A 19,475-nucleotide genomic window follows, 5' to 3' on the forward strand; every position below is an offset into this window, starting at 1 on the left:
GCCAGCAGGAACAGGTCCGGCGACGCGCCGCGGCCAGCACCCGGCCCGCCGTCGGAGCCGCCTCGGCGGCCTGCCCGGCCAGCTCGGCGGCTTCGACGACGTCCAGGCTCTCCAGCATCCGCCGCAGGGCCCCGTCCACGCCCTCCAACCTGGCCTGGAGGAACCGGGCGGGACCGGCGACGTCCCACGCGTCGGGCAGCGCGCGGGCCACCATGCGGGGGTGGAAGTTGAAGAACGCGGCCGTCACGACCTCCGGTGGCGCCGCGCCCAGGGGTGCCGCGCGCTGGCCGAAGTAGCCCATCCAGCCGCCCTTGCAGCCGAGCGCGTCGGTGACCGCGCGCGACTCCGGCGAGAAGTACGTGACGTCGTGGTACGTCTCGAACCGCACCCACAGGTCTCTCGGCTCCATGACCACCAATTTAGTAGGACGTCCTACTACTTGCACTCACGCGCCGTCGTCGAGGTGCTGTTCGAGCCGCTCCACCTTGGCCGTGAGCTGGCCCGTCCAGCCCGGCCGGATGTCCGCCTTGAGCACGAGGCTGACCCGCGGCGCGGTGGCCTGGACGGCCTCCGTCGCCTTCTTCACCACCGCCATGACCTCGTCCCACTCGCCCTCGACCAGCGTGAACATGGCGTTGGTCTCGTTGGGCAGGCCCGACTCGCGGACCACCCGGACGGCTTGGGCGACGGCCTCGGCCACCCCGTCAGACTCCCCGCCGAGCGGGCTGACGCTGAACGCGACGAGCACTGCTGCCTCCTGGTTCGGGTACCCACTGGTAGCTTCGCGGCATGACGTCCCAGCCGCTGCCGTTCGACCCCATCGCGCGCGCCGCCGAGCTGTGGGAGAAGCGGATCGGACCGTCGACGGCGATGGCGGCGGTCACGAGCGTCATGCGAGTACAGCAGATCATCCAGTCCGCCGTGGACGCCGCCCTCAAGCCGCACGGGCTGACGTTCGCGCGGTTCGAGGCGCTGGTGCTGCTGACGTTCGCCCGCACGGGCAGCCTGCCGATGCGGGTCATGGGCGAACGCCTGCAACTGCACCCGACGAGCGTCACGAACATCGTGGACCGGTTGGAAGCCGACGGGCTCGTGCGCCGCAACCCCCACCCCACCGACCGCCGCACCACGCTGGTGGAGATCACCGAGGCCGGGCACGCCCGGCGCGAGGCCGCCACGGAGGCGGTCACGGCCGTCGAGTTCGGCCTGCGCGGGCTGACCGACCGGCAGACCGAGCAGCTGACCGACCTGCTGGCGAAGGTCCGCCGCGCGGTCGGGGACTTCGAGGACTGAGCCCGTCCCCAGGGGGCGGAAATCCGCTCGACAGGCCCGGTGGCCGGCGGTCACCCTGCACGCGTGCGGGAGATCAGGGCCCTGGTGACGGTCGGCGGGCGGTACGCGGGCGCGGCCGAGCCGTTCACCGTGGACAGCCCGTGGTGGAGCGACGTCGAGCCGGTGACCGCGCACCTGGACCGGGTGCTGGGCGTGACGACGAGCGTGTTGCGGCTGGTCACCGCCACCGGTGAGGGTGCGAGCGGTGGCGTGGTGACCTACCAGGTGGAGGCCGACCGCGTGCCCGGTCGCGGGCTCTCCCGGGCGGAGGGGCGTTCGTTCCCGGACCACCCGCTGCGGCTGCCGTGGGCGCGTCCCGGTGGGCCGGCGGCGCTGGTGGAGTGGGCCCGGCGGCACGTCGACGTGACCGGGCCGCCCGTGCAGGTGAAGACGTGGAACCTGTCGTGCCTGTACCGGCTGCCGACGGCGGGCGGGGCCGTGTGGGCGAAGGCGACGCCGCCGTTCATGGCCGACGAGGGTGCGGTGATCGGGCTGGTGGCGTCGGTCGACCCGTCGTTGGCCCCGGGGTTGGTGGCGGCGGAGCCGGGTCGGGTGCTGCTGGCGGAGGCGTCCGGTGTGGACTGCTGGCAGCCGGACGCCGACGTGGTCGAGCGGATCGTGCCGCGGTGGGTGGCGGTGCAGGCGGCGTTGGCCGGTGAGCCGCGGTTGCGGGTGCGCGGGGTGCGGGTGCCGGACTTCGGGCTGCCGGACACGGTGCTGCACGGCGACTTCCACCCCGGCAACTGGCGTTCCGGCGGGGTCGTGCTCGACTGGGGTGACGCGCACTGGGGTCACCCGGCGTTGGACGCGGCGCGGCTGATCGGGTTCGTCGCGCCGGAGTCGCGGCCGGCGATCGAGCGGGTGTGGGTGGACGCGTGGCTGCGCCACCGCCCGTCCAGCGATCCGGCGAGCGCGCTGCGGCACGCCCGGCCGGCGTCACACCTCGTCGGTGCGCTGGTGTACCAGGAGTTCCTGGACAACATCGAGCCGAGCGAACGCGTGTACCACCTCGGTGACCCGGAGGCGGAGCTGGCGCGCGCTCAGTCGTTGGCGGTCTGAGCCTCGTCCAGGCGTCCGGTGCGGGCGGCCCAGCGCTCGAACACCACCGTGCCGAACGGCGGGATGCTCGCGACCAGCGCGAGGACGAGCGTCCTGCGGTCCCAGCGGTGCGCCAGCATCAAGGTGACCAGGAGGTAGCCGACGAAGATCGCGCCGTGGACCGGGCCGAAGACCTTCACGCCGATCTCGTTGCCGACCACCAGGTACTTGAACACCATGCCGATCAGCAGACCGGCCCACGACACCGCCTCGGCCAGGGCGAGCAACCGGAACCGACCAACAGCGCTGCTAACCATGCCCCCATTGTGGCCAGTGACCCTCCTCACCCCACCCCCACCCCCAGCGAGAGTCCTACGTTCACGCGCCGAGAGTCCTACCTCCAGAACGCGAGAGTCCTACGTCCACGGCGCGAGAGTCCTACGTTCAGAGACCCTGAGTTCAACGCTCAGCACGCCCGGAGGCGCGGCCGGTTGCGCACCGGAGTAGCTGAGCGTTGAACTCAGGTGTCGTGAACGTAGGACTCTCGCGCTGCGAACGTAGGACTCTCGGCGGCTGAACGTAGGACTCTCGCGGTCAGTCTTCCCAGCGGAAGAGGCGGGCGGCGATGGTGCCCACGACCAGGGTGAAGGCGATCAGGACGGCCGACGGGACCAGCAGGGCCTCGACGCCCTTGCCGCGCACCAGGACGTCCAGCATGCCGTCGTTCATGTGGCGCAACGGGAAGACGTTCGACACCGCCTGCAGCCACCCCGGCGCGTTCTCGACCGGGAAGAACGTGCCGGACAGGAACGCCATCGGCAGGATGATGATGTTCGCCGCCCCCGACGCCGCCTCCTCCGTCTTGCAGAACGCGCCGACGAGCATCCCGATCGCGAAGAACGCCGTCGTGCCCAGCACGAGCAGCGGCAGCGCCAGGTACCACTGACCGGTCAACCGCAGGCCGAACACGGGCAGCAGCGCCACCGCCACGAACACCACGCCCTGCGCCAGCGCCGTGCCGACGCTCACCAGCACCCGGGACGTGAGCACCGTCGTCGCGCTCACCGGCGCCAGCCGGATCCGCCGCAGCACCTGCTTCTTCCGCCACGACACCATGGTCAGCGCCGCGCCGAACACACCCGAGATCGAGATGGCCCACGACAGGATGCCCGGCGTGAGGTACTGGATCGGCTTGAGCGAGGCGTCCTCGACCGAGTCGGCGTCCAGCGTGAACTTCGGCGTCACGGCCGCCGCGCTCAGGTTGATCTTGTCGACCACGCCGGACACGATGCCGATCACGGTGCCCGCCGCGACCTGGTCGCTGGCCGCGTAGATCAGGCCGACCCGGTCGCCGTCCACGACCACGGCCGCGGGCAGGTCGCCGTCGTGCACCTTCTGCCGCGCGCTCGCCTCGTCGCCGTGCTTCTCCAGCTCGATCGCGCCGGTCTGCTCCAACGCCGACAGCACGGGCCCGTCGCCCACCGCCGCGATCTTGGTCTTGTCGCTGCCCGAGTCGCCCAGCAGCAGCCCGAACACGACCAGGAACATCAGCGGGAACAGGAAGACGAAGAACAACGTCATCCGGTCCCGCAGGAAGCCCTTGACCATGGCGGTCGACAGGCTCCGGAACGCGGTCATGCCCGGTACTCCCGTCCGGTCAGTTCGAGGAACACGTCCTCCAACGTGGCGGTGCGCACCTGGAGCCCGTCCAGGGTGCCGCGCTCGGCCAGGGCCGAGAGCACCGGCGCGGGCTTGCGGGTGGAGATGGTCAGCGAGACCTCGTCCTCCCGCGCGTCCTCGACACCGGTGATGCCGCGCGCCGCCTCACGCGTCAGCAACCCCTTCTGCAGCACCACGTGCGTGGGCGCGTCGAGGCCGCGCACGAGCGTCGCGGGCGCGTCCATGGCGAGGATCCGCCCCCGGTCCATGATCGCGACCCGGTCGCACAGGATCTCGGCTTCGTCGAGGTAGTGCGTGGTGTAGACGATGGTCTTGCCCCGGGCCTGGATCGCGCGCAGCACGTCCCACAGGTTGCGGCGGGCCTGGGGGTCCAGCGCGGCGGTCGGCTCGTCGAGGAAGACGATGTCGGGGTCGTGGACGAGGGCGCACGCGATGGACAGCCGCTGCCGCTGGCCGCCGGAGAGCTTGTTCTCCGCCACGTCGGCCTTGTCGGCCAGGCCCACCAGTTCCAGCATGTCGTCGGCCCGGCGCCGGCTCACGCCGTACAGGGAGCCGAACGTCTGGAGCTGTTCGCGGGCGGTCAGCTTCTCGAAGAAGCTGGACGCCTGCAGCTGCACGCCGATGCGGGGCAGCAGCTTCGGGTTGCGCGGCCACGGCTGCTCGCCGAGCAGCGTCACCTGGCCGCCGTCGGGCTTGCGCAGCCCCTCGACGATCTCCAGCGTGGTGGTCTTGCCCGCGCCGTTCGGCCCCAGGATGCCGAAGAACTCGCCCTCGGCGACGGTGAACGAGACGCCGTCCACCGCCTTCAGCTCGCCGTAGTTCTTCCTGATGTCGGCCACCACGACGGCGGGTATGCGTGCCCCAGTCATGGCCGGACAGTAGTGCGGGCGTTGTGCCGGGAGTACCGCTTCAGTCCGATCGCGACGGAAGAAAACCGGGATCGAGACCTTGGGTGGTCACTTCGGTAGCTCTGCGCGCGCTACCGATCACGAGACGTGCTCACCTGTGCAGATCGACGGTGGGGCGGACTCGGCGGCGGTGGCCCACGTCGCCTCCGCGGGGTCGGTCGTGAGGACGTGGTCGAGGTGCGCGCCCCGCCGGAGCGACCGGTGGTCGAGGTACGCGCGGTCCAGTGGCTCCCCGTCCACGGTGAGCGACCGGGTGTACTGGAGCCGGGACGGGTCAGCGCCGGCCGCGGTGACGGTGATGTCACGGCCGTCCTCCAGGTGGACGACGGCGCGCTCGAACCTCGGCGCGTTCAGCACGAAGTCCCCGGTGCCCGGCGCCACCGGGTACAGGCCGAGCGCGCTGAGCACGTACCACGCCGACATCTGGCCCAGGTCGTCGTTGCCGGTCACGCCGTTCGGCGCGGCCACGAACAGCGTCTGCGCCGCCCGCACCACCGCGGAGGTCTTCCACGGCTGCCCCACGAGCGCGTACATCCACGGCACGTGCAGGTCCGGCTCGTTGTTGGGGTTGTACCGGAACTGGTTGTAGTAGTCGTACGGCCCGACGACCCACTTCTCGCGGACCGCCTCCGCCGGGTCGGCCACCAGGTCGGGGTAGGCGAAGAAGTCGTCCAGCCGGGCGAGTGCCGCCCCACGGCCGCCGAGCCGGGCCACCAGGCCGGGCACGTCCTGCTGCACCAGCCACTGGTACTGCCAGGCCGTGCCCTCGTGGAAGCCGTCCGGGCCCTGCGGCGTGAACGGCGTCAGCCACTCGCCGGTGCGCAGCTTCGGCCGGGGGAAGCCGGTGAAGCCGCGGTCGGACACCGCGTCGTCCCACAGCACCCGGTAGTTCAGCCCGCGGCGGCGCAGCACCTCCGCGTCGTCGTCGTGCCCGAGCTCGCGCGCCATGATCGACAGCGAGGAGTCCGCCAGCGCGTACTCCAACGTCGCCGAAGCGCCGTGGTGCGGGTCGACGTCCTGGCCCTTCTTGCGGAAGTCCTTGTCGTACTGGACGAATCCGGCGCGCAGGTAGGACGGGTTGCCGGCCCGGCCCTCGAACGGGGACGACGTGGGCGGCACGCCGGTGGCGTTCGACCACAACGCCCGGTAGGCCTGCTCCTCGAAGCCCTCCAGCGCGCCGAACCGCCACAGGTCGACCAGGAACGGCGTGACCGGGTCACCGGTCATGGTGTTGGTCTCCTGGTTGGCGTACGCCCAGCGGGGCAGCCAGCCGCCCTGCTCGTGGATCGCCAGCAACGACCGCGCGATGTCCCGGGCCCGCGACGGCCGCAGCAGCGCGAGCAACTGGTTCTGCGCCCGGTAGGTGTCCCAGAGGGAGAAGTACTCGTGGTAGGTCCAGCCGTCGGCCACGTGCACCCGGTCGTCGAACCCGCGGTACCGGCCGTCCACGTCGTTGCCCGTCAACGGCTGCAGGAGCACGTGGTACAGCGCGGTGTAGAAGACCGTGCGGTCTTCGCCCTCCGCGGACGTCTCGACGCTCGACAGCTCCCGCCGCCACATCTCCTGCGCCGCCGCGCGCAGCTCGTCGAACGACCGGCCCCCGGCCTCGCCCAGGTTCTTCGCCGCGCCTTCCGCGTCCACGTGCGAGAGCGCGGTGACCGCGGTGACCGGGCCCTCGGTGAACCGCACCCACTGGCCGCGCAGCCCCTCGCCGCCGTCCGCGCCGCCCCAGTTGCCGGTGGCCGCGAACGGCCGGTCGAACGTCGTGGTGAAGTACGTGGTGTACGGCTTGCCGCCGCAGAACGCCTGCGACACGACGGTCCCGGCCAGCGTCCGGTCGTCCACGACCCGCACGCTGCTCGCGAACACCGGTTCCTTGTCGTTCGCCTGGCCGACGTTCACCAGCACGTGCGGCGTCGCCCCGGGCGGGAACGAGAACCGCTCCACGCCGGTCCGGGTCGTCGCCGTCGACTCGACCGTGATGCCGGAGTCCAGGCGCACGCGGTAGTAGCCGGGCCGGCCCACCTCGCCGTCGTGCGCGTAGGCGGCGCCGTACCGGCGGTGGTCGAAGCTGCCCGGCAGACCGGTCGTGGGCAGGATCGACACCAGCCCGCCCTGCTCCCAGCACCCTGCGCCGGACAGGAAGAAGTGCCCGAACCCGCGGATCACCGGGTCGTCGTACCGGTAGCCCGCGTAGTGCGAGCCGATCGGGCTGGAGTGGGCCATGCCGAACGGCGCCGACGCGCCCGGGAACGTGTTCCCGTCGTCCTTCGTGCCGATGAACGTGTCCACCGACTCGACCGGGTCAGGGCTGGTCATCGCCTCACGCTACCGCGATGGCGAACACGTGGAGCGCGCCGCCGGTCACCGACGCGGGCAGCGTCACCGAGCGGACCTGCTTGTCGGCCCGCAAGGCGATGGGAGCGGTGGCGAAGACGTACACCTTCAGGTCCTGCGGCTCGCCGCTGGAGTTGTTCCGGTAGGGCGTGGTCGCCACGACGCGGTTGTCGAACGACGGCGGCAGGTTCGCCGCGCCGCCCAGCGCCCAGTCGGAGAACCCGATCTCGGCGGTCTGCGTGGAGCCGTCGGTGTAGGTGACGGTGAGCGTGCCGGACGCCTTGCCGCTCGCCGCGCTGCCCAGCAGCCCGAGCTTGGCCGCACCGGCGGGCGCGGCGACCGTCACCGTCTCGCCGGAGGCGTTGACGTTGTCCGCCTCCCCGACCGGCGACGTCGGCCAGGTGTAGGTCAGGCCGTCGGAGGTGACCGTGCCGCCGGGGGTCACGCCTACCTCGGCCAGCGCGTCCCGCGAGTAGCTCCACCCGCCGCCGTCGAAGTTGCCGACCGCCTGGTCGTCGTCCGGTGACGTGCCGACGTTGTCGAACGCCGCCCGCAGGCTGCCGGGGTCCGCCACGAGCACCGCGACGGTGGACCGCTGGCCGTTGGAGAACGTCAGCGGCACGCGGAGGGTCTGCTCGGCCGCGTCCGCCGCGACCGCGACGGTGACCGGGACGCCCGCCTTCTCCCCCGGCGGGACCGTCACCTGGCCGGACGCCGGGGTGAGGGTGATGCCGGCGGGCGGCTGCGCGGTCCACGACACCTTGCCGCCGTTGCCGGAGAAGTCCTGCGCGCCGATGGTCACCGTGCCGCTGCTGCCCGCGGGCAGCACCAGCCGACCCGGTTCCACGTACGCCTGCTGCCCGACCTCGCCGTCCCGGAACGACGGCGGCGCGTCGGCCGGACCCGTGCCCCAGGTGGTGGGCGTCTCCGACAGGGCGAACTCCACCGTGCCGCCGTTGGTCGCGAACGACTCCGGCAGCCAGGTGCGGCTCTGCGCGCGGCCGTTCAGCTCGACCCCCGACACGTAGGTGCCGCTGCCGGACGACTTGACCACGATCGGCGCACCGTTCGGCCGGGTGATGGTGACCTCGCTGAACAGCGGGCTGTTGAGCACCAGCTCGGCCCGGCCGGGGATGGCCGGGTACATGCCGAGCGCCGCCCACACGTACCAGGACGACATCTGGCCGAGGTCGTCGTTGCCCATCAGCCCGTCCGGGCCGGGGCCGAACAGCTCGGTCACCGCGCGCCGCGTCACGGCCTGGGTCTTCGCGGGCGCACCCGCCCAGTCGTACAGCCACAGGGAGTGCATGATCGGCTCGTTGCCGAGGAACGCGTACGGCTCGTCCGGACCGGCGTTCAGCTTGGTGAAGAACGTGTCCAGCCGGTCGCGGGCCTTGGCGTCGCCGCCCATCGCGGTGAACAGGCCGCGCACGTCGTACGGGACCATCCAGGTGTACTGGGCGGCGTTGCCCTCCACCCAGTTGTCCGGGCTGCCGGGCGTGAACGGCTCCACGAACGAGCCGTCCCGGTTGCGGGGCTGGAGGTAGCCGGTGGCCGGGTTGAAGAGGTTCTGCCAGTACTGGGCGCGCTTCATGAACGCCTGCCAGGTCGCGCCGTCACCGAGCCTGCGGGCGAGGTCCGCGATGGCGAAGTCCGCCGACGTGTACTCCAGGGTCGTCGCGGGCGCTCCCCACACGTCGTGGGCCCCCACCGGCACGTACCCGAGGTCCATGTACTCCGTCAGGCCCGGCCGTTCCTCGTAGCCCTGGGTGGGTTGGGTCGCGCCGCGCAGCATCAGCAGCAGCGCCTTCCGCGCGTCGAAGTCCTTCGCCCCGAACGCGTACGCGCTCGCCACCATCACGTGGTACGGGTCACCGACCATCACGCCGGTGTAGCCGTTGGCCACCGTCCAGCGGTCCCACGAGCCGCCCTGCTCGGCGAACGCCACCATCGAGCGCACCATGTCCGACGCTTCCTTCGGCGCGAGCAACGACAGCAGCTGCATCTCCGAGCGGTAGACGTCCCAGCCGGAGAAGTTGGTGTGGACGGCGTGGCCCCGCTCGGCGGTGTGGACGCGCCCGTCGAAGCCCGGGTAGCGGCCGTCGGCGTCGGAGAAGACGTTGGGCTGCAACAACGAGTGGTACAGCGCGGTGTAGAACGTGGTCCGCTGCGCGTCCGTGCCACCGGTGACCTGCACCTGGCCGAGCCGGTCGTTCCACGCCTGGCGCGCGGCGTCGTGCACGGCGTCGAACGACCTGCCGGTGTTCTCGGCCTCCAGGTTCTTCTTCGCGCCGTCGACCGAGACGAACGACAGGCCGACGCGCATGGTCACGTCCGGGTCGTCGAACGTCACCCAGCCGCCGGAACCCGGACCCGACACGGTGGTGTCCTCGGTCGCGACCTCGTGGTCGTCCTGCGCCTCCAGGGTCTTCGGCGCGTCACCGAGGCCTTCGCGGATGCCCGAACCGCCGCGCTCGGACGACCGGCCGGGCGTGACCGCGCCGTTCTTCCAGGTGCCGATCGACGCGAACGGCTGGTCGAACCGGGCGTGGAAGTACACCCGGTAGCGGTGGTCCGCGCCGCAGAACCGGCCGCTGGTCGCCCAACCGCTGATGGTGTCCGCGCCGATGGTGACCTCGGCGTCGTCCGTCCCCGAGATCGAGCCGGAGGTGTTCACCAGCAAGGTCGACGTCCGCCCGCCCGGGTAGGCGAACCGGCCGACGCCGGTGCGCTGCGTGACGGTCAGCTCCACCTGCGTCCCGCTGTCGAGCTTCACCCCGTAGTAGCCGGGGGTGGCGGTCTCGTCGTCGTGCGAGAACGTCGACACGTACCGGTCGGGGTCGGCCGCCGGGGACGTGGTGACCTCGCCGGCGAACGGCATGATCGGGATGTCCTGGTAGGTCGAGCAGCCCGCGCCGGACAGGTGCGTGAGGCTGAAACCCCTGATCCGGTCGTCCTCGTAGGCGTAGCCGCCGTGCTGGCGGGTGACCGTGTCCGGGCTCCACTGCACCATGCCGAACGGCACGTCCGCGCCGGGGAAGTTGTTGCCCGCGCCGCCGCCGGTGCCGTGGTCGGGCCCACCGGGTTTCGTGCCGACGAACGGGTTCACCCACCGGGCCAGGTCGTCCTCCTGCGCCTGCGCGGCGGTCGGGTGGACCACCGAGAGCGCCGCCGGCAGCACCGCCGTGAGCGCCACCGCCGCCGCAAGAGCCAGTGTTCTCCGCACGAGCGCCTCCCGGGTCCGGTCGTCGGCTCCGCCGACGTGTCGACAACGCTGTCCACGAACTGCCCGTAATCGCATACTTGCGGAGAGTGTGGGGGTGTCGTCAACCCCGCCGCCGAGTGTTGTCCGGTTCGAGACAGGGCGGGACGTTGACAGACGCGAACACGGGGTGTGTGATTCGCGCACTATGACAACGTTGTCCCCGAACGGCGCGGCAGGCGCCCGCAAGGTGCGGCGTGCCACGATGAACGACGTGGCGCGGCTGGCGGGCGTCAGCATCAAGACCGTCTCGCGCGTGGTGAACGACGAGGCGGGCGTGCACCCGGCCACGGCCGAGCGGGTGCTCGCGGCGATCGACCAGCTCGGCTTCCGGCGCAACCTCAGCGCCCGCAACCTGCGGCGCGGCTCGTCCACGGGCACCGTCGGCCTGGTGCTGGAGGACGTCGGCAACCCCTTCTACTCCGGTGTCACGCGCGCGGTCGAGGAGATCGCGCGGCTGCGCGGGCGGCAGGTCATCACCGGCTCGTCCGACGAGGACCCGGCGCGGGAGCGGGAGCTGTCGCTGGAGTTCTGCTCGCGGCGGGTGGACGGGCTGCTGATCGTGCCCGCCGGGTTGCAGCACGGGTACCTGGTGCCGGAGATGCGCGCGGGCACGCCCGTGGTGTTCCTGGACCGGCCCGCCGGTGACGTCGTGGCCGACACCGTGCTCGTGGACAACATCGGCGGCACCGCCGAGGCGGTCGCGCACCTGGCGTCGTTCGGGCACCGGCGGATCGCGTTCCTCGGGGACGCGCCGGACATCTTCACCGCCAACGAACGCCTGCGCGGCTACCGCGAGGGCTGCGTCCGAGCCGGCATCGGCTACCACGAGCCGCTGGTGGTCATGGGGCCGCACGACGAGGAATCGGTGCGCAAGGCGTTGCAGGGCCTGCGCAACGCCGCCGACCCGGCGACCGCGGTGGTGACCGGCAACAACCGGATCACCGTGCACGCGGTGCGCGCGCTGGCCGGCAGCACCGAGCGCCCCGCCCTCGTGGGCTTCGACGACTTCGAGCTGGCCGACCTGCTGTCGCCGCCGGTGACCGTGATCGCGCACGACGCGAGCGCGCTCGGCAAGGCAGCGGCGGACCTGCTCTTCGCCCGGCTGGACGGCGACGGCTCCCCGCCGCGCCGAGTGGTCCTGCCGGTCCGGTTGGTGGCCCGTGGATCAGGAGAGGTACCCGCATGAGTTCCGACACCCAGCCGATCACGCTGGAGGCCAACCAGCCCCGGCAGTTCTACCGGGGCGGTGCGGCCATCGCGGCGTTCCGGAGCCAGGACGAGGCCGACAGCGGCCCGGAGGACTGGGTCGCGTCGACCACCGCGCAGTTCGGCAAGGACGAGACCGGGCTGTCCCGCCTGCCGGACGGGCGGTGGCTGCGCGACGCGGTGGCGGCCGACCCGGTGTCCTGGTTGGGCTCCGAGCACGCGGCGGAGTTCGGCGCGGACACCGCGCTGCTGGTGAAGCTGCTCGACGCCGGGCAGCGGCTGCCCGTGCACTACCACCCGTCGGACGCGTTCGCGTCCACGCACCTGGGCTGCCGGCACGGCAAGACCGAGGCGTGGGTCGTCATCGGCACGACCGGCCCCGCCCCGACGGTGTACATCGGGTTCCGCGAGGACGTGCCCGCCGCCGTCGCCGCCGAGTGGGTGTCCACCCAGGACTCGGAGGCCATGCTCGGCGCGCTGAACCCGGTCGCGGTCTCGCCCGGCGACACGGTGTTCGTGCCCGCGGGCGTGCCGCACGCGATCGGTGAGGGCGTGTTCATCGTCGAGCTCCAGCAGCCGACGGACTTCTCGATCACGTTGGAGTGGCAGGGGTTCCTGGCCGACCCCGAGGCCGGGCACCTCGGGCTGGGCTACGACAAGGCGCTGGACTGCCTGGAGCGCCGGGCCCAGTCGCCCGACGAGCTGGTGCGGCGGACGCAGGCGCTGACCGGTGGGTCGGTCGCCCTGTTCGACGCCCAGGCCGACCCGTTCTTCCGCGCCGACCGGCTGCACGTGTCCGGCCGGGCGGCGCTGGAGCCCTCGTTCGGCGTGTTCGTGGTGCTCGAAGGCGCGGGCACGCTGGGCCCCCTCGCGGTGCACCGGGGCAGCACGGTGGTGGTGCCGCACGCGGCGGGTGAGGTCGTGGTGACCGGGGACGTGGTCGCCATCCGGTGCAGGCCGCCACTGGTGTCGAGCCTCGGGAGCTGAGTACATGGGTTTACCCCTGCTGGACGCACGGGAGTTGGTGAAGCACTACGGGAACGTGGAGGCGTTGCGCGGCGCCTCGTTCACCGCGCACGCGGGCGAGGTCGTCGCGCTCGTCGGTGACAACGGCGCGGGCAAGTCGACGCTGGTGAAGTGCCTGTCCGGGGTCGAGCAACCGGACTCGGGGACGATCCTGTTCGACGGCTCGCCGGTCACCCTGGTCTCGCCGGTGTCGGCGCGGGCGCTGGGCGTCGAGACCGTCTACCAGGACCTGGCGGTGGCGCCGGACCTCGACCCGGCGGCGAACCTGTTCCTCGGCCGGGAGCTGCGCCGCTCCGGGCTGCTCGGCCGGCTGGGCGTGCTGGACAAGCGGGAGATGCGGCGGCGGGCCGTGGAGTCGTTCCGCGACCTCGGGGTGTCGTTGCCGGACGTGGACGTGCCGATCGGCGCGCTGTCCGGTGGTCAGCGGCAGAGCGTCGCGGTGGCCCGGTCGGTGGTGTGGGCGAGCCGGTTGGTGTTCATGGACGAGCCGACCGCGGCGTTGGGCGTGGTGCAGCGCGAACGCGTGCTCGACGTGATCCGCCGGGTGCGCGATCAGGGCATGGCGGTGGTGCTGATCAGCCACAACATGCCCGAGGTGCTGGCCGTGGCGGACCGGGTCGAGGTGCTGCGGCTCGGTCGGCGGGTGGCCCGGTTCGACGCGGCGTCCACCACGGTCGAGGAGCTGGTCGGCGCGATGACCGGCGCGTTGTCGCAGGAGGACGCGTGACGACCGCACCCCGGAAGCCACCCGCGGAGAAGCGACGCGCGCCGCTGCGGCGGTTGTTCGGCGCGAACACGCTGTGGATCGCGGTGGTGCTGCTGGTGCTGATCGCGGTGTTCGGCGCGTTGCGGCCGGACGCGGTGCTGACCGTGTTCACGTTGCAGACGACGTTGGTCGAGACGTCGGTGCTGCTGGTGCTGTCGGTCGGCATGACCTTCGTGATCGTGACCGCCGGGATCGACCTGTCCGTCGGGTCGGTGCTGGTGTTCTCCGGCGTCACGTCCGCCATGACGATGAACGCCCTGCACGGCGGTGACGCGACCACCGCCGGGTGGGGCGTGGTGCTCGTCGGCCTGCTCGTCGCCCTCGTGTCCGGGGCGGCGTGGGGCCTGGTGAACGGCCTGCTGATCGCCCGCACCGGCATCCCGCCGCTGATCGTGACGCTGGGGTCGTTCGGCGCGGCGCTGGGCGCGGGCCAGCTGCTGTCCAACGGGTCGAACGTGGCCGGCGTGCCGGACGTGCTGGGCGACGGCCTGGGCACCGGCACGTGGTTCGGCGTGCCGAACCTGGTGCTGCTGGCGGCGGCGGTGACGGCGGTGGGCGCGCTGGTGCTGGGCACGACGGTGTTCGGCCGGCACACCTACGCCATCGGCTCCAACGAGGAGGCGGCCAGGCGGGCGGGCATCCCGGTGACCCGGCACCTGGTGGGCGTGTACCTGCTGGCGGGCGTGCTGGCGGGCCTGGCGGGGTTCATGGCGCTGGCCTACTTCCGGGTCGCGTCGGTCACCGGGCACGACACGGACAACCTCAACGCCATCGCCGCCGTGGTGCTCGGCGGCACGAGCCTGTTCGGCGGCGCGGGGTCGGTCGTGGGCACGGTGCTCGGGGTGTTCATCCCGGCCGTGCTGCGCAAGGGTTTCGTGATCGTCGGGGTCAACGTGTACTGGCAGCCGATCGCGGTGGCGCTGGTCCTGGTGGCCGCCGTGTGGTTCGACCAGTCACGGCGGAAGGCGCGCGACAAACGGTGAAGCACGGGAGAGGGAGAACATGTCGACACCGTCGGCAAAGCCGACAACCAGGCGGAGGACGGTCGCCCTTGCCTCAGGGGCTCTCTTAGGGACCGCTCTGCTGCTCACGGCCTGCGGCGGCGGTGGGCAGATCGGTGACACGGGCGGCACGGGTGACGCGAAGAAGATGGTGCTGATCCCCGGTGTGGCCGCCGAGCCCTTCTACATCTCCATGGAGTGCGGTTTCCGGGAGGCGGCGACCGCGGCGGGCTACCAGGTCGACGTGCAGGCGCCGGCGAAGTTCGAGGCCACGTTGCAGACCCCCATCGTGACGGGGGTGCTGGCGAACAAGCCCGGCGCGGTGCTCATCGCGCCGACCGACGACAAGGCCATGGCCGGTCCGATGCGGCAGCTCAAGGACGCCGGGATCAAGGTCGTGGAGGTGGACACCAAGCTGGAGGACACCTCGATCGCGACGTCGACCATCTCGTCGGACAACGAGCAGGGCGGGCGGCTGGCGGCCCGGACGCTGGCCGAGCTGGTCGGTGACAAGCCCGGTTCGGTGCTCGTGCTCAACACCAAGGCGGGCACGTCGACCACCGACGCGCGGGCCGCCGGGTTCGAGGACGAGATCAGGAACCACCCGAACCTGAAGTACGTGGGGCAGCAGTACACCGACAACGAGCCGGACCAGGCGGCGTCGAAGGTGACCGCCACATTGGCCGCCAACCCCGACCTGATCGGCGTGTTCGCCACGAACCTCAACACCGGCGAGGGCGCGGCGACCGGGTTGCGCAACGCCGGCCGGACGGGCGCGGTGAACCTGGTCGGCTTCGACGCCTCGCCCAAGCAGGTCGAGGACCTGCGGGGCGGCGCGGTGCAGGCGCTGATCGCGCAGGCAGGCGACTCGCTCGTCGGGGTGCTGCTCGGTGATCTCGGCGTCGAACTCCCTCGTGACACCACCGATCTTGGTGACCCAGTGGGTCCTGGTGGGCGTCACCTGGGTGATCTGCTCGACACCCTCCATGAACCGCGGGAACGACTCGAACTGCGTCCACTGGTTGTACGCGGTCGTGACCGGGACCTCGACGTCCACGGACTTCTCGATCGTCGTCACTGCAAACAACCTCTCCTCGGGAATCGAGTTCGACACTTGGATACCCGTCTCGGCGCGTCCCACACACATGTCCACCAACCCGGTGGTGATGGGGGTGACGGACAGTAGCGCTTCGTCGAGAAGTGTTTGCTTCACTTCTCACCGGCTAACTCTCCTCTGTGGACCAGTACCCCGACGCGGTTCTCTTCGATCGCGACGGCACGCTCATCACCGACGTGCCCTACAACGGCGACCCCGACCGGGTCGAGCCGATGCCCGGCGCGCACGACGTCCTGCTCCGGTTGCGCGCCCACGGGGTGCGCACGGGCGTGGTGACGAACCAGTCCGGGATCGGCCGGGGCCTGCTCACCCGCGCGCAGGTGGACGCGGTGAACGCCAGGGTCGAGGTGCTGCTGGGCCGGTTCGGCACGTGGCAGGTGTGCCCGCACCACCCCGACGACGGGTGCGAGTGCCGCAAGCCGTCGCCCACCATGATCCTGCGCGCGTGCGAGGAACTCGGCGCGCGCCCCGAGCGCACCTACTTCATCGGTGACATCGAAGCGGACGTCAAGGCCGCGCTCGCGGCCGGTGTCGTCCCCGTCCTCGTGCCGACGCCGGTCACCCTGCCCGACGAGGTCGACCGCGCCCCGTACACGGCACCCGACCTCAGGTCGGCCTTGGCGATGGTCCTATGAGGACACTCGTGGTCAGGCTCGACAGCGACGGCGACGTGCTGCTCGCCGGTCCGGCGGTCCGCGCCGCCGCGCACGCGGGCGAGGTCGTGCTGCTGTGCGGGCATTCCGGGGCGCAGGCAGCGGCGTTGCTGCCCGGCGTGCAGCGGGTCGTGCGGTGGGACTGCCCGTGGATCGCGAACCCCGCGCCGGAGGTCCGCAACCCGGACGTCGAGGGGATCGTCGCCCTGCTCAAGGGCGTCCGCGCGGACGTGGCACTGGTCCTCACGTCGTTCCACCAGAGCCCCCTGCCGATGGCGCTGCTGCTCAAGCTCGCCGGCGTGCCGAAGGTCGTCGCCCGGTCGATCGACTACCCCGGCTCGCTGGTGGACGTGCGGCTGCGCGACGACCCGGACATCCCGGAGGCCGAGCGCGCGCTCCAGGTCGCACGGGCCGCCGGGTTCGAGCTGCCGCCCGGCGACGACGGACGCCTGGCGATCACCCCGCCGCCGGAGCCGGACGAGCTCGGGCCGTACGTGGTCCTGCACCCCGGCGCGTCGGTGCCCGCCCGCGCGTGGTCGCCCGACCGCTGCGCCGAGGCCGTGACGGCGCTCGTCGAGGCCGGTCACCGCGTCCTGGTCACCGGCGGGCCGAACGAGACCGAGCTGACCAGGCACGTCGCCGGCACGCACGGCGTCGACCTCGGCGGCCGGACGACGTTCGCCGAACTGGCCGGGCTGCTGGCCCGCGCGGACGCCGTGGTGGTGGGCAACACCGGACCGGCGCACCTCGCCGCCGCGGTCGGCACGCCGGTCGTGTCCTTGTTCTCCCCCGTCGTGCCCGCCGTCCGGTGGGCGCCGTACGGGCGGCACGTGCTGCTGGGCGACCAGAACGCCCCGTGCCGGGGCTCCCGGGTGCGCGAGTGCCCGGTGCCCGGCCACCCGTGCCTCGACCGGGTGACGCCCGACCGGGTCGTCACCGCCGTAGCCGACCTCGTGGGGGTGCGAACGTGAAGATCCTGCTGTGGCACGTGCACGGTTCGTGGACGAACTCGTTCGTCCGGGGCGGGCACGAGTACCTCATCGCCGGTCCGCCCGACGGGATCGGCCTGGCCGGCCGCGACTGGCCCGCCGCCCGCGAGGTTCGTCCGTCCGAAGTGGACGCCGACATCGCGGTGCTGCAACGGCCCGAGGAGGTCGGTCGGGTGCCGAGCGGCGTCCCGGTGGTGTACCTGGAGCACAACACCCCCAAGTACCCCAACCAGGCGCACCCGCTCAAGGACTGGCCCGGCACGATCGTGCACGTCACGCACTTCAACGAGCTGATGTGGGACTGCGGCACGGCCCGCACGGTGGTCATCGAGCACGGCGTGGTCGACCCGGGCCCGCTCTACACCGGTGAGCTGCCCCGCGCCGCGGTCGTGGTGAACGACCCGGTCCGGCGCGGCCGGGCGGTCGGCACGGACCTGCTGCCGCGGTTCGCCGAGGCGGCGCCGCTGGACGTCTACGGCATGAAGACCGAGAAGCTGGGCGGGATGGGCCGCGGCGACCACGACCTGACGTCGCTGCACCGCGAACTGGCGCAGCGCCGCGTCTACGTGCACCCCGTGCGGTGGACGTCGCTGGGGCTGTCGCTGATCGAGGCGATGCACCTGGGGATGCCGGTCGTGGCGCTGGCGTGCACGGAGGTGGTGCGCGCGGTGCCGCCGGAGGCCGGCGTGGTGTCCACCGACGTGGACGACCTGGTGCGGGCCGTGTCCGAGCTGGTCGCGGACCCCGCGCTGGCCAAGCAGAAGGGCAAGCACGCCAGGGAGTTCGCCCTGGCCAGGTACGGGCTCGACGCCTTCCTGCGTAATTGGGACCGGTTGCTGACAGGAGTGAACCGATGAGGATCGCGATGGTGTCCGAGCACGCCAGCCCGCTGGCCGTGCTGGGCGGTGTCGACGCGGGTGGGCAGAACGTCCACGTCGCGGCCTTGTCGGCGGCGCTGGGCGCACTCGGGCACGACGTGGTGGTCTACACCCGCCGCGACGACCCCGAGCTGCCCGACCGGGTGCGCACCGAGCAGGGCTACGACGTCGTGCACGTGCCCGCCGGCCCGGCGCAGGCGATGCCCAAGGACCACCTGCTGCCGCACATGGGCGACTTCGCCCGGTTCCTGGAGCAGCAGTGGTACGACGAGCGGCCCGACGTCGTGCACTCGCACTTCTGGATGTCCGGCCTGGCCGCGGTGCTGGCCGCCCGCAAGGTCGGCGTGCCCGTCGTGCACACCTACCACGCCCTCGGCACGGTGAAGCGGCACCACCAGGGCGCGGACGACACCAGCCCGGCCGAGCGGATCGGCATCGAGCGGATGCTCGGGCGCGAGGTCGACCGGATCGCCGCGACGTGCGGTGACGAGGTGACCGAGCTGATGCGCATGGGCGTGCAGCGGTCGCGGATCTCCGTGGTGCCGTGCGGCGTGGACCCCACGCGGTTCCGACCGGAGGGCCCCACCGACCGCCGCCGCTACCCGCACCGCATCGTCTCCGTCGGCCGGCTCGTGCCGCGCAAGGGCTTCCAGGACCTGATCACCGCGTTGCGCTCGCTGCCGGACGCGGAGCTGGTCATCGCGGGCGGCCCGGTGGAGGTCGACACCGACCCGGAGGCGCGGCGGCTGGCCGCCCACGCCGAGCGCCTCGGCGTGCGCAACCGGCTGTGGCTGGCGGGGCAGGTGTCGCGCGACGCGATGCCCGCGTTGCTGCGCTCGGCCGACGTGGTGGCGTGCGTGCCCTGGTACGAGCCGTTCGGCATCGTGCCGCTGGAGGCCATGGCCTGCGGCGTGCCGGTGGTGGCAAGCGCCGTCGGCGGCCTGATCGACACCGTCGTGCACGGCGTCACCGGCGTGCTCGTGCCGCCGCGCGACCCGGCCGCGCTGGCCCGGGGGCTGCACTCGCTGCTGGCCGACGACTCCCGCCGGGAGGCGTGCGGCATGGCCGGCCTGGACCGGGTCGGCGTGCGCTACACGTGGGACCGGATCGCTGAGGACACCGAACGCGTCTACGAGCGCGTCACCGTGGGACAGGCCGTGGCCGTGGGAGGCACCAGATGACCGTCGACGACCACCTGAACGGGCTGGCACAGTCGCTGGCCGGGCTCCGCGCGCAAGCGCCGCGCCTGACCCGCTGGGGCGGTGTGCTGGCCCGCAGG

Annotated in this window: 16 protein-coding genes and 3 pseudogenes; 11 read left to right on the forward strand and 8 right to left on the reverse strand. The window is 72.2% G+C overall.

Annotation, left to right across the window (positions count from 1 at the left end; genetic code table 11):
• Together AB0G02_RS12390 and AB0G02_RS12395 are read right to left on the reverse strand one after the other, a co-directional pair.
• Positions 1–409 (reverse strand): annotated as a pseudogene (locus AB0G02_RS12390) (hypothetical protein); the annotation flags it as partial.
• Between the two features lie 36 nt (positions 410–445).
• A complete protein-coding gene (locus AB0G02_RS12395) occupies positions 446–748 on the reverse strand; it encodes an MTH1187 family thiamine-binding protein (protein WP_360792997.1) in 303 nt (100 codons plus the stop codon).
• Between the two features lie 41 nt (positions 749–789).
• Here AB0G02_RS12395 and AB0G02_RS12400 point away from each other — a divergent pair, with 41 nt between their 5' ends.
• Positions 790–1,293, forward strand: a complete 504-nt coding sequence (locus AB0G02_RS12400) for a MarR family transcriptional regulator (protein ID WP_123745807.1) — start codon at positions 790–792, stop codon at positions 1,291–1,293.
• Between the two features lie 63 nt (positions 1,294–1,356).
• Positions 1,357–2,391, forward strand: coding sequence for a phosphotransferase (locus AB0G02_RS12405; protein ID WP_360792999.1), 1,035 nt, complete (start codon positions 1,357–1,359; stop codon positions 2,389–2,391).
• On the opposite strand, the gene AB0G02_RS12410 is transcribed toward AB0G02_RS12405, so the two are convergent.
• The 5 genes from AB0G02_RS12410 to AB0G02_RS12430 all read right to left on the reverse strand — a co-directional run bounded on the left by AB0G02_RS12410 (position 2,373) and on the right by AB0G02_RS12430 (position 10,596).
• Entirely contained in the window at positions 2,373–2,687 is a 315-nt protein-coding gene (locus AB0G02_RS12410; protein ID WP_360793001.1) for a DUF3817 domain-containing protein, read from the reverse strand. The genes AB0G02_RS12405 and AB0G02_RS12410 overlap by 19 nt on opposite strands.
• Before the next feature lie 277 nt (positions 2,688–2,964).
• Positions 2,965–4,008 carry an ABC transporter permease gene (locus tag AB0G02_RS12415; RefSeq protein ID WP_360793003.1) on the reverse strand — a complete coding sequence of 348 codons (1,044 nt, stop codon included), beginning with the start codon at positions 4,006–4,008 and terminating at the stop codon, positions 2,965–2,967.
• Positions 4,005–4,919: an ABC transporter ATP-binding protein gene (locus AB0G02_RS12420; protein ID WP_360793005.1), complete on the reverse strand. Its 915-nt coding sequence runs from the start codon at positions 4,917–4,919 to the stop codon at positions 4,005–4,007. The genes AB0G02_RS12415 and AB0G02_RS12420 overlap by 4 nt, the downstream gene beginning before the upstream one ends.
• A 117-nt stretch (positions 4,920–5,036) precedes the next feature.
• Positions 5,037–7,277, reverse strand: a complete 2,241-nt coding sequence (locus tag AB0G02_RS12425; protein ID WP_360793007.1) for a GH92 family glycosyl hydrolase — start codon at positions 7,275–7,277, stop codon at positions 5,037–5,039.
• A 4-nt stretch (positions 7,278–7,281) separates the two neighbouring features.
• Entirely contained in the window at positions 7,282–10,596 is a 3,315-nt protein-coding gene (locus tag AB0G02_RS12430) for a GH92 family glycosyl hydrolase (protein WP_360793009.1), read from the reverse strand.
• A 166-nt stretch (positions 10,597–10,762) separates the two neighbouring features.
• Between AB0G02_RS12430 and AB0G02_RS12435 the strand changes: the two genes are divergently transcribed.
• From AB0G02_RS12435 to AB0G02_RS12455, 5 genes and pseudogenes are all read left to right on the forward strand, one after another.
• Positions 10,763–11,746 carry a LacI family DNA-binding transcriptional regulator gene (locus tag AB0G02_RS12435; protein ID WP_360793025.1) on the forward strand — a complete coding sequence of 328 codons (984 nt, stop codon included), beginning with the start codon at positions 10,763–10,765 and terminating at the stop codon, positions 11,744–11,746.
• Complete coding sequence (locus AB0G02_RS12440; protein ID WP_360793011.1) at positions 11,743–12,753, forward strand: class I mannose-6-phosphate isomerase; 1,011 nt, start codon at positions 11,743–11,745, stop codon at positions 12,751–12,753. The genes AB0G02_RS12435 and AB0G02_RS12440 overlap by 4 nt, the downstream gene beginning before the upstream one ends.
• Positions 12,754–12,757: 4 nt before the next feature.
• Complete coding sequence (locus tag AB0G02_RS12445; protein ID WP_360793013.1) at positions 12,758–13,519, forward strand: ATP-binding cassette domain-containing protein; 762 nt, start codon at positions 12,758–12,760, stop codon at positions 13,517–13,519.
• Positions 13,516–14,541, forward strand: a complete 1,026-nt coding sequence (locus tag AB0G02_RS12450) for an ABC transporter permease (protein WP_360793015.1) — start codon at positions 13,516–13,518, stop codon at positions 14,539–14,541. The genes AB0G02_RS12445 and AB0G02_RS12450 overlap by 4 nt, the downstream gene beginning before the upstream one ends.
• A gap of 19 nt (positions 14,542–14,560) precedes the next feature.
• Positions 14,561–15,418 (forward strand): annotated as a pseudogene (locus AB0G02_RS12455) (ABC transporter substrate-binding protein); the annotation flags it as partial.
• 3 nt (positions 15,419–15,421) lie between these two features.
• On the opposite strand, the pseudogene AB0G02_RS12460 reads toward AB0G02_RS12455, so the two are convergent.
• Positions 15,422–15,637, reverse strand: a pseudogene (locus tag AB0G02_RS12460) (SRPBCC family protein); the annotation flags it as partial.
• Between the two features lie 158 nt (positions 15,638–15,795).
• On the opposite strand from AB0G02_RS12460, the gene AB0G02_RS12465 reads away from it, so the two are divergent.
• Genes AB0G02_RS12465 through AB0G02_RS12480 form a run of 4 tightly spaced genes read left to right on the forward strand, consistent with a single transcriptional unit; the run spans position 15,796 to position 19,377 of the window.
• Positions 15,796–16,311 carry an HAD family hydrolase gene (locus tag AB0G02_RS12465; RefSeq protein ID WP_360793017.1) on the forward strand — a complete coding sequence of 172 codons (516 nt, stop codon included), beginning with the start codon at positions 15,796–15,798 and terminating at the stop codon, positions 16,309–16,311.
• A complete protein-coding gene (locus AB0G02_RS12470) occupies positions 16,308–17,300 on the forward strand; it encodes a glycosyltransferase family 9 protein (protein WP_360793019.1) in 993 nt (330 codons plus the stop codon). The genes AB0G02_RS12465 and AB0G02_RS12470 overlap by 4 nt, the downstream gene beginning before the upstream one ends.
• A complete protein-coding gene (locus tag AB0G02_RS12475; RefSeq protein WP_360793021.1) occupies positions 17,297–18,175 on the forward strand; it encodes a glycosyltransferase in 879 nt (292 codons plus the stop codon). Before AB0G02_RS12470 ends, AB0G02_RS12475 begins: the two co-directional genes overlap by 4 nt.
• Positions 18,172–19,377, forward strand: coding sequence for a glycosyltransferase (locus AB0G02_RS12480; RefSeq protein WP_360793023.1), 1,206 nt, complete (start codon positions 18,172–18,174; stop codon positions 19,375–19,377). The genes AB0G02_RS12475 and AB0G02_RS12480 overlap by 4 nt, the downstream gene beginning before the upstream one ends.
• The last annotated feature ends 98 nt before the right edge of the window (positions 19,378–19,475 follow it).

It is taken from the genome of Actinosynnema sp. NPDC023658, assembly GCF_040639995.1.
In the GTDB taxonomy this organism is placed as follows: Bacteria; Actinomycetota; Actinomycetes; order Mycobacteriales; family Pseudonocardiaceae; genus Actinosynnema.

Bases quoted from the DNA above. Each gene is read 5' to 3' on its own strand.
- AB0G02_RS12400 (WP_123745807.1), top strand. From the start codon at position 790: ATGACGTCCCAGCCGCTGCCGTTCGACCCCATCGCGCGCGCCGCCGAG.
- AB0G02_RS12410 (WP_360793001.1), bottom strand. From the start codon at position 2,687: ATGGTTAGCAGCGCTGTTGGTCGGTTCCGGTTGCTCGCCCTGGCCGAG.
- AB0G02_RS12415 (WP_360793003.1), bottom strand. From the start codon at position 4,008: ATGACCGCGTTCCGGAGCCTGTCGACCGCCATGGTCAAGGGCTTCCTG.
- AB0G02_RS12420 (WP_360793005.1), bottom strand. From the start codon at position 4,919: ATGACTGGGGCACGCATACCCGCCGTCGTGGTGGCCGACATCAGGAAG.
- AB0G02_RS12425 (WP_360793007.1), bottom strand. From the start codon at position 7,277: ATGACCAGCCCTGACCCGGTCGAGTCGGTGGACACGTTCATCGGCACG.
- AB0G02_RS12430 (WP_360793009.1), bottom strand. From the start codon at position 10,596: ATGCGATTACGGGCAGTTCGTGGACAGCGTTGTCGACACGTCGGCGGA.
- AB0G02_RS12435 (WP_360793025.1), top strand. From the start codon at position 10,763: ATGAACGACGTGGCGCGGCTGGCGGGCGTCAGCATCAAGACCGTCTCG.
- AB0G02_RS12440 (WP_360793011.1), top strand. From the start codon at position 11,743: ATGAGTTCCGACACCCAGCCGATCACGCTGGAGGCCAACCAGCCCCGG.
- AB0G02_RS12445 (WP_360793013.1), top strand. From the start codon at position 12,758: ATGGGTTTACCCCTGCTGGACGCACGGGAGTTGGTGAAGCACTACGGG.
- AB0G02_RS12470 (WP_360793019.1), top strand. From the start codon at position 16,308: ATGAGGACACTCGTGGTCAGGCTCGACAGCGACGGCGACGTGCTGCTC.
- AB0G02_RS12480 (WP_360793023.1), top strand. From the start codon at position 18,172: ATGAGGATCGCGATGGTGTCCGAGCACGCCAGCCCGCTGGCCGTGCTG.